At 48.0% G+C, this 13,599-nt stretch carries 16 protein-coding genes; all 16 read left to right on the forward strand.

The genetic code is table 11. The features are described 5' to 3' along the window. Positions 1-19 precede the first annotated feature (19 nt). Positions 20-1,303, forward strand: coding sequence for a glycosyltransferase family 2 protein (locus C508_RS0108800; protein WP_018703187.1), 1,284 nt, complete (start codon positions 20-22; stop codon positions 1,301-1,303). Positions 1,304-1,382: 79 nt separating this feature from the next. Next, positions 1,383-1,769 carry a 6-carboxytetrahydropterin synthase QueD gene (gene queD, locus C508_RS0108805; protein WP_018703188.1) on the forward strand — a complete coding sequence of 129 codons (387 nt, stop codon included), beginning with the start codon at positions 1,383-1,385 and terminating at the stop codon, positions 1,767-1,769. Between the two features lie 16 nt (positions 1,770-1,785). Then, on the forward strand, positions 1,786-2,550 hold the full coding sequence (gene surE / locus C508_RS0108810; protein WP_018703189.1) for a 5'/3'-nucleotidase SurE: 765 nt from the start codon (positions 1,786-1,788) through the stop codon (positions 2,548-2,550). 91 nt (positions 2,551-2,641) lie between these two features. Further along, positions 2,642-3,289, forward strand: coding sequence for a pyrophosphatase PpaX (gene ppaX / locus C508_RS0108815; protein WP_018703190.1), 648 nt, complete (start codon positions 2,642-2,644; stop codon positions 3,287-3,289). 17 nt (positions 3,290-3,306) lie between these two features. Continuing rightward, a complete protein-coding gene (mtnP, locus tag C508_RS0108820) occupies positions 3,307-4,122 on the forward strand; it encodes an S-methyl-5'-thioadenosine phosphorylase (protein ID WP_018703191.1) in 816 nt (271 codons plus the stop codon). 16 nt (positions 4,123-4,138) lie between these two features. Beyond that, a complete protein-coding gene (mtnA, locus tag C508_RS0108825) occupies positions 4,139-5,191 on the forward strand; it encodes an S-methyl-5-thioribose-1-phosphate isomerase (protein ID WP_018703192.1) in 1,053 nt (350 codons plus the stop codon). Positions 5,192-5,221: 30 nt separating this feature from the next. Then, the gene (locus C508_RS0108830) at positions 5,222-6,466 is read left to right on the forward strand and encodes an adenosylhomocysteinase (protein ID WP_018703193.1); all 1,245 of its coding nucleotides are present in this window, start codon (positions 5,222-5,224) and stop codon (positions 6,464-6,466) included. An 18-nt stretch (positions 6,467-6,484) separates the two neighbouring features. Next, positions 6,485-7,153 (forward strand): class II aldolase/adducin family protein, encoded by a 669-nt coding sequence (locus C508_RS0108835; RefSeq protein WP_018703194.1) that lies wholly within the window; start codon positions 6,485-6,487, stop codon positions 7,151-7,153. Further along, positions 7,146-8,435: an amidohydrolase gene (locus C508_RS0108840; RefSeq protein WP_018703195.1), complete on the forward strand. Its 1,290-nt coding sequence runs from the start codon at positions 7,146-7,148 to the stop codon at positions 8,433-8,435. The genes C508_RS0108835 and C508_RS0108840 overlap by 8 nt, the downstream gene beginning before the upstream one ends. A 20-nt stretch (positions 8,436-8,455) precedes the next feature. After that, positions 8,456-9,631 carry an aminotransferase class I/II-fold pyridoxal phosphate-dependent enzyme gene (locus C508_RS0108845; RefSeq protein ID WP_018703196.1) on the forward strand — a complete coding sequence of 392 codons (1,176 nt, stop codon included), beginning with the start codon at positions 8,456-8,458 and terminating at the stop codon, positions 9,629-9,631. 39 nt (positions 9,632-9,670) lie between these two features. Next, positions 9,671-10,018, forward strand: a complete 348-nt coding sequence (locus C508_RS0108850) for an ASCH domain-containing protein (protein ID WP_018703197.1) — start codon at positions 9,671-9,673, stop codon at positions 10,016-10,018. Positions 10,019-10,151: 133 nt separating this feature from the next. After that, a complete protein-coding gene (gene pduL / locus C508_RS0108855; protein ID WP_018703198.1) occupies positions 10,152-10,733 on the forward strand; it encodes a phosphate propanoyltransferase in 582 nt (193 codons plus the stop codon). A gap of 182 nt (positions 10,734-10,915) precedes the next feature. Beyond that, positions 10,916-11,119, forward strand: a complete 204-nt coding sequence (locus tag C508_RS0108860) for a 4Fe-4S dicluster domain-containing protein (RefSeq protein WP_018703199.1) — start codon at positions 10,916-10,918, stop codon at positions 11,117-11,119. 15 nt (positions 11,120-11,134) lie between these two features. Continuing rightward, complete coding sequence (locus C508_RS0108865; RefSeq protein WP_018703200.1) at positions 11,135-12,202, forward strand: 3-methyl-2-oxobutanoate dehydrogenase subunit VorB; 1,068 nt, start codon at positions 11,135-11,137, stop codon at positions 12,200-12,202. A gap of 4 nt (positions 12,203-12,206) precedes the next feature. Beyond that, positions 12,207-12,959, forward strand: a complete 753-nt coding sequence (locus C508_RS0108870; protein WP_018703201.1) for a thiamine pyrophosphate-dependent enzyme — start codon at positions 12,207-12,209, stop codon at positions 12,957-12,959. Continuing rightward, complete coding sequence (locus tag C508_RS0108875) at positions 12,959-13,513, forward strand: 2-oxoacid:ferredoxin oxidoreductase subunit gamma family protein (protein WP_018703202.1); 555 nt, start codon at positions 12,959-12,961, stop codon at positions 13,511-13,513. Before C508_RS0108870 ends, C508_RS0108875 begins: the two co-directional genes overlap by 1 nt. Positions 13,514-13,599 lie beyond the last annotated feature (86 nt).

The following is a 13,599-nucleotide window of genomic DNA, read 5'->3' on the forward strand; positions in this document are numbered from 1 at the left end:
GCGAAAAGGAGCGTCTCCCATGAACTATATAATGGATATTATCATGATCCCCATTCAAGCAATGATTGCTTTTTTCAGCGTGTACTATTTTGTTCTCGCTTGTTTTGGATTTTGGAAAAAACGAGAAAAGAAAAATTTCCAGCCAAAACATACCTTTGCCATTGTCGTTTCCGCTCATAACGAAGAATCGGTTATTGGACAATTGGTAGAAAATCTGCATGTTTTGCGCTATCCTAAAGAACTTTACGACATTTTCATTGTAGCTGACAATTGTACTGACTCTACTGCTCGAGTAGCTCGTGAGTCCGGGGCGATCGTCCATGAACGATTTGATACGGAAAAACGTGGCAAAGGCTTTGCGATGGAATGGATGTTTGCCCGCCTTTTCAAAATGAAACGCCAATACGACGCGATTGTTGTTTTTGACGCTGATAATCTAGTGCATCCTAATTTCCTTTTGGAAATGAATAATCGTTTGCAAAAAGGGGAGACCGTTATCCAAGGCTATATGGATGCTAAAAATCCTACAGACACTTGGATTTCCGGAACTTTTGCTATTGCTTTCTGGCTAATCGATCATATTTGGCATTTAGCTAAATATAATATCGGCTTGTCCAGTGTTTTGGGCGGTACCGGCATGTGTATTTCCACCAGTGTGCTGCGCCGCTTTGGCTGGGGCGCTACCTGTTTGACAGAAGACATGGAATTTACCATGAAGGTCCTCTTGAAAGGAATTCGTACGACTTGGGCTCATGACGCTATTGTTTACGATGAAAAACCACTTACGTTCAAACAGGCTTGGAATCAACGCAAGCGTTGGGCGCAGGGACATTTTGACATTGCCGGTCGTTATATTCCCGCAATGATCAAAGAAGGCATCCGCCGTCGTGACATCCGTCTCTTGGACGGGGTATTGCACTTGGTTCAGCCGCACTTTTTGCTGATGTCTACGTTTTTTGTCATTGCCAGTTATGCTGGTGCTGTTTACCCCTTTTATACGAATATTTTAGAGCGGGTTTTACCTCTTGAAGTTTGGACTATTCTCGCTTTTGGCCAATATATTTTTCCAGTCATCATTTTGGCTAAGATTCGAGCAAACTGGAAGTGCTGGTTGTATCTGCTGATGTACCCGGTCTTTGTTTACAGTTGGATTCCCATCACCTTCCTGGGCTTTTTGCATCGCCATGAACGCGTTTGGAGTCATACGCAGCATACCCGTGCACTTAGCTATCAGGACATGCTGATGAAAGCCAATGATGAATTCGCCAACGAACCGGTATTCAGTAAACAAGCAGTAAAATAATTCAAAAAGAGGTGAGTCTAACTCACCTCTTTTTCTCCATTTCAATAACACAATTCGTTGAAGCAGAAAGGAACATAGTATGTACGACTTAACGATAAGCCTTGATTTTGAAGCGGCGCATTGTATTCGCGAGTATCCCGGAAAATGCCGCCGTCTGCACGGACATAACTGGCGTGTGGAGGTTAGCGTCTGCGGCGAAACCTTAAATGAACTCGGTATGCTGGTTGATTTTCATGATCTCAAGGACGCTGCCAAAGGAGTTCTTAATGAACTAGATCATCATTATTTAAATGAGTTAGAGGCTTTCAGCCAATTAAATCCTACAGCGGAAAATTTAGCTCGCTATGTTTATGAAAAACTAGAACAACTGCCCTTACTGCGTCAGGGGGACATTTTTTTGACGCAAGTGAAAGTTTGGGAATCACTTCACTCTGCGGTAGCTTACACCAAGAAACAGGGCTTTTGATAGGAGGCGCCGTTGAATGCGTATATTACTGACAAATGACGACGGAATTGACGCCTCTGGCATCCGTGCTTTATGGCAAGAGCTTTCTACTTGGGCGGATGTAATTGTTGCTGCTCCGGACCGCGAGCGAAGCGCCACAAGCCAAGCCATTACCGTAACTCACCCCATTCGCGTAGACCGCCATGTTGTAAAAGAAGATGGCATTAAAGCCTGGCGAATCGGTGGTACGCCTACAGACTGTGTAAAAATTGCCTTGGAAGCGCTCCTTAGCGAAACGCCGGACTTGGTTATTTCAGGCATTAACCATGGTCCTAACTTAGGCACAGATGTACTATATTCCGGTACGGTCAGCGCCGCGATGGAAGGAGCTCTACACGGTATTCCATCATTAGCGGTCTCTCTTAATTCTTGGAACCACGGCGACTTCAAAAGCGCCGCCAAAATTACCAGACGCATCCTGGAAACCATGATCCTGCCGCACCAACTGCAACCTGGAATGCTGCTAAATCTCAACATTCCGGCACTGTCGGAAGCGGAGATAAAAGGCGTTGCTGTTACCAAGCTAGGTGTACGTCAATATACGAATACCTTTGAACGCCGTCTTGATCCCCGAGGTCGCATTTACTATTGGATGGGAGGCGAAGTGCTGAACGTCAGCAATGATGAGGACAGCGATATCGCTGCCGTATCCAAAGGCTGCGTTTCGATTACTCCCATCTGCCTGGATATGACGGATCACAGCCTTTTGCCGCTGGTACAGTCCTGGGTCAAGGAAGAATAAGCAAAAAAGTCCGGCAGGATAAAGAATAACAAAACGTGAATTATTTTACAAAATGATAGGAAACAACCGTTTTGCAAGTAGGAGGAGCTTTGTGAAATTTGCAGGCATTTTATTTGATCTCGACGGCACACTCATTAATACATCCCCTTTAATTATTGCGTCTTTTCAACACACCTTTCAAACTGCTTATGGACGAATGTTGCCGGAAGAAGCCATTTCACGTTATTTTGGAGAACCTTTGCGCACAGCCATGGAGGTTCTGGGCGAACCGGGAGATGCAGACCGCTTGATTGAAATTTACCGCGCTTTTAATCTGGAGCACCATGACCGCTTGGCCACTTCCTTTGAGGGAGTTGAGCAAGTGTTGCAAACTCTCGATAACGCAGGCGTTGCTATGGGCGTTGTTACTTCTAAAACAGAAAAAACAGCCTGGCGCGGTCTGCGTCTGTTCCATTTAGACGGTTATATCCGGCATGTTGTCGGCATGGAATCAACTCAGCAGCATAAGCCGCATCCGGAGCCAGTGGAAAAAGGCTTGTCCCATTTAGGTCTGCCGGCTTCGTCCTGTTTGATGGTAGGAGACAGCCCCGCCGATATTGCCAGCGGTCATGCTGCCGGCCTGAAAACCGCCGCAGTTTCATGGACGTTGGTACCTTGGGAAAATCTTGCGGCATCCAAGCCGGATCATGTGCTGCAAACAATCAATGATCTGGTTCTCCTAGTGACAGGAAACCAGTAAATTAGGGAGGCGTATTCATGACTACACCACATCGTTTGGCCGTTATCGGCGGCACAGGAGTGTATGATCCTCGGATGTTGAGCTCTCTTTGGGAAGATACCATGTCGACGCCCTTTGGCTCGGTTCCGTATCAAGTCGGCCGCTTAGAAGGACAGGAAGTCGTTTTTCTGTCGCGCCATGGCGCCGGGCATTCGATACCGCCCCATTTAATCAACTATCGGGCCAATATTTACGCTTTGAAAAAGCTGGGTGTTGTGGCTATTTTGGCTACTACAGCTGTCGGCTCGCTGCGCATGGAGTACAAGCCTGGCGATTTTGTTGCAGTAGATCAATTTCTTGATTTTACGAAAGCTCGCGTCAATACCTTTTTTGACGGGGGACCCCGCGGTGTAGTACATGTAGACGTTACCCAGCCCTATTGTCCTTCGCTACGCGCTATTTTGGCCGAAAGCGCCAAGGAAACCGGTATAACCCTTCATTCTCAGGGCTGCTACGTTTGCGCCGAAGGGCCTCGCTTTGAAACTCCTGCGGAAGTAAGGCTTTTTGCTTCCTTCGGCGGCGACGTTGTCGGCATGACCAATATTCCGGAAGCAGTGTTGGCCAGAGAAGCCGAAATGTGCTATGCTACCGTCTCTATGATAACTAATTACGGAGCAGGCCTTTCGCCGCAAAATCTTACGCATGGCGAAGTTGTCGAGATCATGAAACAAAACAGCGCGAAACTGCGTTTGCTTTTAGAAAAAACATTGACTCGCATTAAGGCGGATGAAGACTGTTCCTGTCGTCACGCGCTGCAAGAGTACGGCGGTTTTGACATGACAAAATTTGAGTAAAAGGGGAGCGGTTTTCATGAAAACCATGGAATGGAAAGACGGCTGCCTTTTGCTCTTGGATCAAACAGCGCTGCCGCTAGAAGAATGCCAGCGTTGTTGTGAAGATTATCAGGCAGTAGCTGACGCAATATGTAAATTGGAAGTGCGAGGCGCCCCGGCCATTGGAGCCGCCGCTGCCTACGGGCTAGTGCTTGGCGCTAAAAGTATTGAAAATGCTGCTGACTTTTCCACGCAATTGCAGCGCATTGCCAAAGATCTTAACGCCACAAGACCTACGGCTGTTAATTTAGCCTGGGCCATTAAGCGAATGTTGAAAGTAGCGCATGCCCATGAGCAGCAGCCAACTGCCGTCATTATTGCGGCACTGGAAGAAGAAGCAAATGCTATTGCCCGTGAAGATGTTTTGATTAACCAGCGCATGTCTCAGTTTGGGGCTGCTTTATTCGATGCGTTCAATCCCATACCCGTGCTGACGCACTGCAACGCCGGTTCGCTGGCTACTGTCGAACAGGGTACCGCCTTAGGCGTGATTCGCGAAGCCTACCGTAAAGGAGGCATCTGCGGCGTATATGCTGACGAGACCAGACCGCTTCTGCAAGGCGCCCGTCTAACGGCCTGGGAGCTTTCCAAGGATTCCATCCCTGTTACGCTGATTACGGATAATATGGCCGGTTATGTTATGAAATTAGGTCGTGTTAAGGCGGTTATTGTCGGAGCTGATCGCATTGCCGCCAATGGCGATGTGGCCAACAAAATCGGTACCTATAGTGTGGCGGTTTTGGCGAAAGAACATGGTTTGCCTTTTTACGTAGCCGCGCCGTTTTCGACATTTGATGTTTCTCTGGCTACCGGAGAGGGTATTCCCATTGAAGAACGTCATGAAAGCGAAGTTACGCATTTTTCAGGGAAAGCGACCGCTCCTCAGGGCATTGCAGTCTTCAACCCGGCTTTTGACGTAACGCCGCATGAATATGTATCTGCCATTATCACCGAGTACGGCGTTCTGCGAGCGCCCTATGACAAAGCCATTGCCGCCATGCGCCAACAAGCGGCGCAGTCTGCGCAATAATAAGTACAGATAAAAAAGGAGAATGACATGATGACAACTTCTATGATTCGCGACAGCAAATTAGCTCCCGGAGGCCATGATAAAATCAATTGGGTAAAAAACTTCATGCCTGTACTCAGCCTTTTGGATAAAGATTTGAGTAAAGAACAGCCGCTCAAAGGCAAACGAATTGTTATCACCATGCACTTGGAAGCGAAAACCGCTTACTTGGCTTTGGTTCTTAAAAATGCTGGCGCCGAAGTCGCCATTACTGGCAGCAATCCTCTTTCTACGCAAGATGACGTGGCAGCGGCTCTGAGCGAGCAAGGCGTATCTGTCTTTGCTTGGCACGGCTGCACCGATGCAGAATACGAAACTTTCCTACACCGCGCGCTAGACACAAAACCGGATATTATCGTTGACGACGGCGGCGACCTGGTTTCTTTGCTGCACGGCGAGCGCAGCGATTTAGCCGCTAATATCCTCGGCGGCGCCGAAGAGACCACGACCGGAGTACATCGTCTCCGCGCATTGGCGGAAGAGGGAAGACTGAAATTCCCGATGGTTGCCGCTAACGATGCTTATTGCAAATATCTTTTTGATAATCGTTACGGAACCGGTCAATCCACTTGGGACGGCATCATGCGTACCACCAACCTTACAGTGACTGGCAAGACCGTTGTTGTCGCCGGTTATGGCTGGTGCGGCAAAGGCGTTTCCATGCGCGCCAAAGGTCTGGGCGCTAATGTCATCGTTACGGAAATTGACCCTATTAAAGCGATTGAAGCCGTATTTGACGGATTCCAAGTTATGCCTATGGAAGAAGCAGCCAAACAAGGAGATATTTTTGTAACCGTTACCGGCTGCAAGGATGTGATTCGCAAGGAGCACATTGAAGTTATGAAAACCGGCGCCATTTTGTCTAATGCCGGCCATTTTGATGTAGAAATTAACAAAGGCGACCTGGATACTTTAGCCGTACAAAAGAGAACCGCTCGCCACAATATTGAAGAATATTTGATGGCTGACGGCCGCCGTATTTATCTGTTGGCAGAAGGCCGTCTAGTAAACTTGGCCTCCGGTGACGGCCACCCAGCGGAAATTATGGATTTGTCTTTTGCCGTGCAGGCTATGGCAGTTTTGCATATTCTCAATCATCATCAAGAAATGGACAATACCGTTCATACTGTTTCCGACGATTTGAACAAGGAAATTGCCAGCTATAAGCTCAAAGCTATGGGCTTTGGCATTGACGCTCTTTCTGCGGAACAGGAAGCCTACTTGAAACAGGCTTAAAACAGAGGAGGCTCTACGATGTTTGAAGCTTCTTGCCAACAGCTTGTATTAGCCGGTCAAACGCTTTTAGGTAAAGGCTTGGTTGCAGGCACCTGGGGCAATCTCAGCCTGCGTGTTGCTAAAGATCAAGTGGCGATTACGCCTTCCGGCCGAGATTATGAGTCCTTAAAAAGCGAAGATATTGTCATCGTCGATTTAAGTGGAAAGACAGTTTATCAGGCATCTGGACGCAGCGCTTCTTCGGAGACGCCGCTTCATTTAGCGATCTATCAAGCACGGCGGGATATTATGGCTATTGTTCATACGCACAGCGTTCACGCCAGCGCCTGCGCCGTAGCCCATAAGCCCATTCCTCCGGTGATCGAAGACATCGTGCAATTAGCGGGCGGCGAAATTCCTTTAGCGCCTTATGCTTTGCCGGGAACTCAAGAGTTGGCCGCGCACGCTGCCGCCACTCTTGGCTCTAAGCAAGCCGTACTTTTGGCTAATCATGGAGCCGTATGCTGCGGCACTACTTTGGCGGAAGCCATGACAGCAGCAGAATTAGTGGAAAAAGCGGCACAAATTTATCTTTACGCCAATCTTTTAGGAGGAGCCAAGGCGTTAAACGACGAAGATGTAACCATTATGCACGAATTTTACGTCTCGCATTATCGCAAGCGGAGAGGGGACACACCAAATGACTGAACGCATTTTGATTCGCAATATCGAATATTGGGGCCCGGACGGAGCAGTAGCTACCGGGGATATTGCCATTGCAGAAGGTAAATTTGCTTATGTAGGCATTGTGCCTGAAGCATGGTCAGCGGATCGTATTATTGAAGGAAAAGATCTTCTGGCTATGCCTGGCTTTATCAATACGCATACTCATGCGGCGATGAGCTTATTTCGCAGCTATGCGGATGATATGCAGCTTATGGACTGGCTGCAGGAAAAAATTTGGCCCGCAGAAGCCCGTTTAGAAGCGGATGACGTCTACTGGGGGACGCAGCTGGCGATTGCGGAAATGCTGCGCACCGGCACAACCACCTTTGCAGACATGTACTTTTTTATGCCTGATGCGGCTCGCGCTGTCGCCGAAAGCGGTATTCGCGCCAGTTTGGCCCGCGGCATGGCCGGCGTAGCGCCGAATGCGGAAACTGCCTTGACTGAAAGCGCTTCCTTCTTCCGAGAATTTCACGGCGCTGCTGACGGCCGAATTACCGTCATGCTCGGACCGCATGCGCCCTATACCTGTCCGCCTGCCTATTTAGAACGCGTTGTCTCCATGGCCCATTGCCTAAACGCCAATATTCACATTCATCTGGCGGAAACAATAGGCGAAGTAGAAGACTGTAAAAGAGACCATGGCGCTACGCCCATGGCCTTGATGGAGCGCCTGGGTCTTTTGGAATGCGGCACTTTAGCGGCTCACTGCGTACACCTTTCGCCGGAAGATATCGAGCTGATGGCGCGACGTATGGTTCGTGTAGCCCATAACCCGGGCAGTAACCTGAAGCTTGCCAGCGGCATTGCACCAGTGCCGGCTATGTTAAAAGCCGGTTTGTGCGTGTCTCTTGGCACCGACGGAGCCGCCAGTAATAATAATTTGGATATGCTCGAAGAAGTTCGATTAGCAGCCACACTGCACAAAGCGAATACCGGCGATCCTTTGGCTGTTTCCGCCAGCGAAGCCCTGCAAATGGCAACTAGCGCAGGCGCAGTCGCCTTGGGCTTGGAACAGCAAATTGGTCAAATCGTCCCCGGAAAAAAAGCCGACCTGACTCTTTGGAATATGACAGGCTTGCATTGGCAGCCTCGGTATGATCGCATTTCTCTTTTGGCCTATGCCGCTAATGCTCTTGATGTGCACTCGGTCTTGGTTGATGGCAAAGTGTTGCTGGACAACGGCGAGTTCACAACGATTGATATTGAGCGACTGCGTCATGAAGTTGGTGTACGTAGCCAGCGTCTTACTGCTCGCGACTAAGGAACCGAGGAGGAATTCATTTGTTTCATCCAGCTTGTTCTGAACGATTGAACGGACTTTCATCCGCTGTTTTTTCGGAAATTGACGCTTTACGCCGTGCGGAAGAAGCCAAGGGCCGCGACATCATTACCTTGAGTATTGGCAGTCCCGATTTAGCTCCGGCGCCGCATATTGTTGATGCTTTATGCAACGCTGCAAGAGAAGGACACCAATATCGTTACGCCTTGTCACGCGGTAAAAGCGAATTACTGGAAGCTATGGCGCAGTGGTATCAAGATAAGTTTGGCGTTACGCTTTGCCCGGAAACAGAAGTACATACGCTGATGGGATCTCAGGACGGTCTGGCTCATATCGCGCTGTGTCTGCTTAATCCTGGCGATGTAGTACTGGTTCCTGATCCTGGATATCCAATTTTCAGCGCAGGACCTTTAGTGGCCGGCGCCGAATTATATCATATGCCCTTGCGCAAAGAAAATGAGTTTTTGCCTGATCTGGAAGCCATTCCGGCAGACATTTGCAAACGTGCCAAATTGATGATTCTTAACTATCCTAATAATCCTTTAGCAGCGGTGGCAAATGAAGACTTTTTTGGCAAAGTAGTAGATTTTGCCCAGAAAAATGAAATTGTTGTTTGTCATGATTTTGCTTATAGCGAGTTGGTCTTTGACGGTTATCGTCCGCCAAGCTTCCTGGCAACGCCAGGAGCTACGGAAGTGGGCATTGAATTCCACTCTCTTTCCAAAACATACAATATGGCCGGCTGCCGTGTAGGCTTTGCTTTGGGCAATGCTGAAGTTATTTCCTATTTAGGACGTTTGAAATCAAACTTTGACTATGGTATTTTTCTTCCTGTTCAGGAAGCCGCTATCGCCGCGCTGCGCGGACCGCAGCAAGCCGTACTGGACACGGCAGCCAGCTACCAACGTCGCCGGGATATTTTGATTGACGGCTTAGCCGCTGGCGGTTGGCAAATTCCCAAGCCGAAAGGCACCATGTTCGTATGGGCGCCGGTGCCGACAGGAAAAACCTCCATGGAATTTACATTATCCTGGCTGCGTGAAGCCGGGGTGGCCGTAGTTCCTGGAAGCGCTTTTGGACCGCAGGGAGAAGGGTATGTGCGCATCGCCTTGGTAGAAGAAGAAGCAAGTTTACAAAAAGCAGTTGATCGTACCGTGCAATGGTTGAAAAAAGGCTGATTTTCAGCGATATCTTAATTGGCAAAGGAGGACTTGTCAATGAAAGCATTGAATTTTTATTCATCTAATTACCATGTACAGTTAGTCTGCCGTCGCAAATCCTGTACCATTCGTTTCGGTGATAAGCGCAGCAAATATCAAGAGGGTGATATTTGCTGGGTAACAGTGGGCAAGCGGTTTCATCAGCGCAAAAAAATATATGCAGCCGTTATTGACCGTGTGTTGGTTAAACCTATCGGCCAATTAACTCGCGAAGACCTGCAAGGAGAAAATCCTGATATTGCCAGCGTCGAAGAGCTGACCCGTTTCCTAGAAGGAGTCTACGAACGGAGCATTTCTCCGGATGACACTGTAACAGTTGTTTATTTTTCAGAAATCATTGAGTAACATTTCATGATATAATAAACCGAAGCTGTCGTATTGACAATTTCGGTTTATTTTTATATTTAAGGAAACCTATGCGGTTATAGCATGGTTCCTTAAAAAATGACGCTAAAACAAAACAGGGAGAGTGTTGTTCATGTCCAACAAGAAAGTAACTGTAGGTATTTCTGCCCGCCATGTCCATGTAACTCAGGAGCATCTGGACATTCTCTATGGAGCTGGCTATGAGCTGACCAATAAAAAAGATTTGGCACAGCCTGGACAGTTTGCTTCCAATGAGACCATTGATGTAGTTACCGAAAAATCGGCATTTAAAAATGTACGTATTTTGGGACCAATCCGCAGCAAGAGCCAAGTAGAAGTTTCCATGAGCGATGCCATGAAACTCGGTTTGAAAAATATTCCCGTCCGTGATTCCGGCGATTTGGCCGGCACTCCTGGCGCCAAACTGGTAGGTCCAAAAGGAGAAGTTGAGTTGACAGAAGGCGTTATCGTAGCTGGCCGTCATATTCATATGAACCCTGCTGAAGCCGCTGAGTTCGGCGTTAAAGATAAAGATCTCGTTAAAGTCCGCTGTGGCGGCGAACGTGGTTTGGTTTTTGAAAATGTGTTGATCCGCGTTAATAAAGACTATGCATTGGAAATGCATGTCGATACTGATGAGGGAAATGCCGCCTTGTGCAAAAACGGCGATCAATTGGAAGTTATTGTCGGCTAATATAGGCTTACTCATTTTTTTGAAACTATAAATGTTAGTGACCAGTATACAAAATACCCGCAAGTTTTGCGGGTATTTTTATGTACAAAAGCAGGAATTTTTATGTTAGTTCCGAATAAAGTGAATATACCGAGTTAGTGGTTTACAACATTACAGGCAAAGAGAGGAAAGGGGTTATTTTCATGGCAAAACCGGTCATCAACGAAGAGCGATGCAAAGGTTGCGGCTTATGCACCGTCGCTTGCCCGAAAAAAATTCTGACATTTGCAGATCATTTTAACAGCAAAGGCTATCGTCCTGCTTTCTGTACGGACGAATCGCAGTGCATTGGCTGTGCGCTGTGCGGTAAAACTTGCCCAGACGTTGCTATTGAAGTCTATAAATAAAGGGGAGGAAGTACTGTGGCTGAAAAAATTCTCATGAAAGGCAATGAGGCGATTGGTGAAGCCGCTATTGTTGCCGGGTGCCGTCATTATTTTGGCTATCCCATTACCCCTCAAACCGAGCTTACCGAATATATGGCCAAACGCATGCCAAAAATCGACGGGGTATTTTTACAGGCGGAAAGTGAAATTGCCGCAATTAATATGGTCTATGGCGCAGCCGGTACCGGTGCTCGCACCATGACTTCGTCATCAAGCCCTGGAATTAGCTTGAAACAAGAAGGAATTTCTTATATTGCAGGGGCTGAACTGCCCTGTGTTATTGTCAATATTGCTCGCGGCGGCCCGGGATTGGGCAGCATTCAGCCGGCGCAGTCCGACTACTTTCAAGCTACTAAAGGCGGTGGACACGGCGACTATCGTCTGATCGTTTTAGCGCCAAACTCGGTGCAGGAAATGGTAGACTACACCATTCTTTCCTTTGATTTGGCTGATCAATATCGTACACCGGTTATGCTTTTGGGCGACGGCGCGTTAGGACAAATGATGGAGCCTGCTGAATTTAAAGCAAGCACTCTTACTCCTCCGGCCAAGCCTTGGGCTGCTTCGGGCTTAAAAGGACGTAAAAAACCGAACATCATTAACTCGCTATATTTGCAGCCGGATGCAATGGAGCAACACAACCTACATTTACAGGAAAAATTTGCTAAAATATCTGCTGCTGAAGTTCGCTATGAGGAACTTTACACAGATGATGCCGAATTGGTTATTGTAGCCTATGGCATTAGCTCTCGTATTGCCCGTACGGCGATGGAAAAAGCGCATAAAGAAGGATTGAAAGTCGGTATGCTTCGTCCGATTACTTTGTGGCCTTTCCCAACCGCGCCGCTTGAAGCTTTAGCGCAAAAGGCTTCCGCTTTCTTGACAGTAGAGCTCAGCGCCGGCCAAATGGTCGAAGACGTGAAGCTGGCTGTAGGCAAAGACAAGCCTGTTCATTTCTATGGGCGCATGGGAGGCGTAATGCCTAGCCCTAATGAAATTTACGAAAAAATTGTTGCTATTATGAGCGGCAAAGGAGGTAAATGATCTCATGGCAGAAAAAGTTTTTGGCCGTCCAGCCTCACTTGTAGATATGCCTACACATTACTGCCCAGGATGTCATCATGGCATCATTCACCGCCTTGTCGCCGAGGTTATTGACGAATTAGGCGTTCAAGACAGCGCTATCGGCGTCGCGCCTGTAGGCTGTTCTGTTTTGGCTTATGATTATTTTAATATTGATATGTTTGAAGCCGCCCATGGCCGCGCTCCGGCTGTAGCCACCGGCATCAAGCGGGTTCATCCGGAAGCTCCGGTATTCACTTATCAAGGCGACGGCGATCTTGCCGCCATCGGCGCAGCGGAAATTGTTCACGCAGCGGCTCGCGGTGAAAAAATCACCACGATTTTCGTTAATAACGCAATTTACGGCATGACCGGCGGTCAAATGGCGCCTACTAGCTTGGTAGGACAGGTGACGCAAACCTCGCCGTATGGTCGTAAAGCGGAGATGGCGGGCATCCCGATTCGTGTATCGGAAATGCTGGCTACTTTAGACGGCGCGGTTTATATTGAACGCGTAGCTGTCAATAACCCAGCGAACATGGCGAAAGCGAAAGCCGCCATTAAAAAAGCCTTCAAGACGCAATTGGAAGGCAAAGGCTTCTCCATGGTAGAAGTTTTGTCCACGTGTCCAACCAACTGGGGATTAAGCGCCATCGACGCTGTAAAATGGATGGAAACCAATATGATGCCGTACTATCCCCTTGGGGTTTTCAAAACACCTGAGGAGGTGGCCAAATAATGTCGCAAACACATGAAATTATTATGTCTGGCTTCGGCGGTCAAGGCATCATGCTCATGGGGCAGTTGCTGACGTACGCTGGCATGCTCGAAGGCAAAGAAGTAACCTGGATTCCTTCGTACGGGCCGGAAATGCGCGGCGGCACTGCCTATTGTTCGGTTATCGTATCCGAAGATCCCATTGGCGCTCCTATGGTCAGCGAACCATCCATGGTTGTGGCCATGAATCTGCCGTCTCTGACTCGTTTTGAAGGAGCGCTGCAAAAAGGCGGCACTTTGATTATTAACAGCTCCCTCATTGACAAAGATGCTACTCGCAAAGATATCAATGTCTTCAAAGTACCTGTTAATGAAATTGCTGCTGAGCTTGGCAACCCAAAAGTAGGCAACATGGTTATGCTGGGAGCCATCATCGCTGCGGCGGAACCAGTTAAAACCGAATCTATGCTGGGCGCTTTCAAAAAGATGTTTGAAAAGAAATTTGCTAATAAGCCGGATCTCTTCAAAATTAATGAAGCAGCTATCCAGCGAGGTGCGGATTTCATTAAGAAGTAGACCCCATAGCTTTATAGTATCCGAAAAGGCGGTTTTATTATAAACCGCCTTTTCTTGACTGCCAAACTCCTTATAAGTATAATTAT

It is taken from the genome of Anaeromusa acidaminophila DSM 3853 (genome assembly GCF_000374545.1).
Classification (GTDB): Bacteria; Bacillota; Negativicutes; order Anaeromusales; family Anaeromusaceae; genus Anaeromusa; species Anaeromusa acidaminophila.

What these genes read in the sequence shown, in the direction of transcription:
- C508_RS0108800 (WP_018703187.1), top strand. Translation starts at nt 20, where the DNA reads ATGAACTATATAATGGATATTATCATGATCCCCATTCAAGCAATGATT.
- queD (WP_018703188.1), top strand. Translation starts at nt 1,383, where the DNA reads ATGTACGACTTAACGATAAGCCTTGATTTTGAAGCGGCGCATTGTATT.
- surE (WP_018703189.1), top strand. Translation starts at nt 1,786, where the DNA reads ATGCGTATATTACTGACAAATGACGACGGAATTGACGCCTCTGGCATC.
- mtnP (WP_018703191.1), top strand. Translation starts at nt 3,307, where the DNA reads ATGACTACACCACATCGTTTGGCCGTTATCGGCGGCACAGGAGTGTAT.
- mtnA (WP_018703192.1), top strand. Translation starts at nt 4,139, where the DNA reads ATGAAAACCATGGAATGGAAAGACGGCTGCCTTTTGCTCTTGGATCAA.
- C508_RS0108830 (WP_018703193.1), top strand. Translation starts at nt 5,222, where the DNA reads ATGACAACTTCTATGATTCGCGACAGCAAATTAGCTCCCGGAGGCCAT.
- C508_RS0108835 (WP_018703194.1), top strand. Translation starts at nt 6,485, where the DNA reads ATGTTTGAAGCTTCTTGCCAACAGCTTGTATTAGCCGGTCAAACGCTT.
- C508_RS0108840 (WP_018703195.1), top strand. Translation starts at nt 7,146, where the DNA reads ATGACTGAACGCATTTTGATTCGCAATATCGAATATTGGGGCCCGGAC.
- C508_RS0108850 (WP_018703197.1), top strand. Translation starts at nt 9,671, where the DNA reads ATGAAAGCATTGAATTTTTATTCATCTAATTACCATGTACAGTTAGTC.
- pduL (WP_018703198.1), top strand. Translation starts at nt 10,152, where the DNA reads ATGTCCAACAAGAAAGTAACTGTAGGTATTTCTGCCCGCCATGTCCAT.
- C508_RS0108860 (WP_018703199.1), top strand. Translation starts at nt 10,916, where the DNA reads ATGGCAAAACCGGTCATCAACGAAGAGCGATGCAAAGGTTGCGGCTTA.
- C508_RS0108870 (WP_018703201.1), top strand. Translation starts at nt 12,207, where the DNA reads ATGGCAGAAAAAGTTTTTGGCCGTCCAGCCTCACTTGTAGATATGCCT.
- C508_RS0108875 (WP_018703202.1), top strand. Translation starts at nt 12,959, where the DNA reads ATGTCGCAAACACATGAAATTATTATGTCTGGCTTCGGCGGTCAAGGC.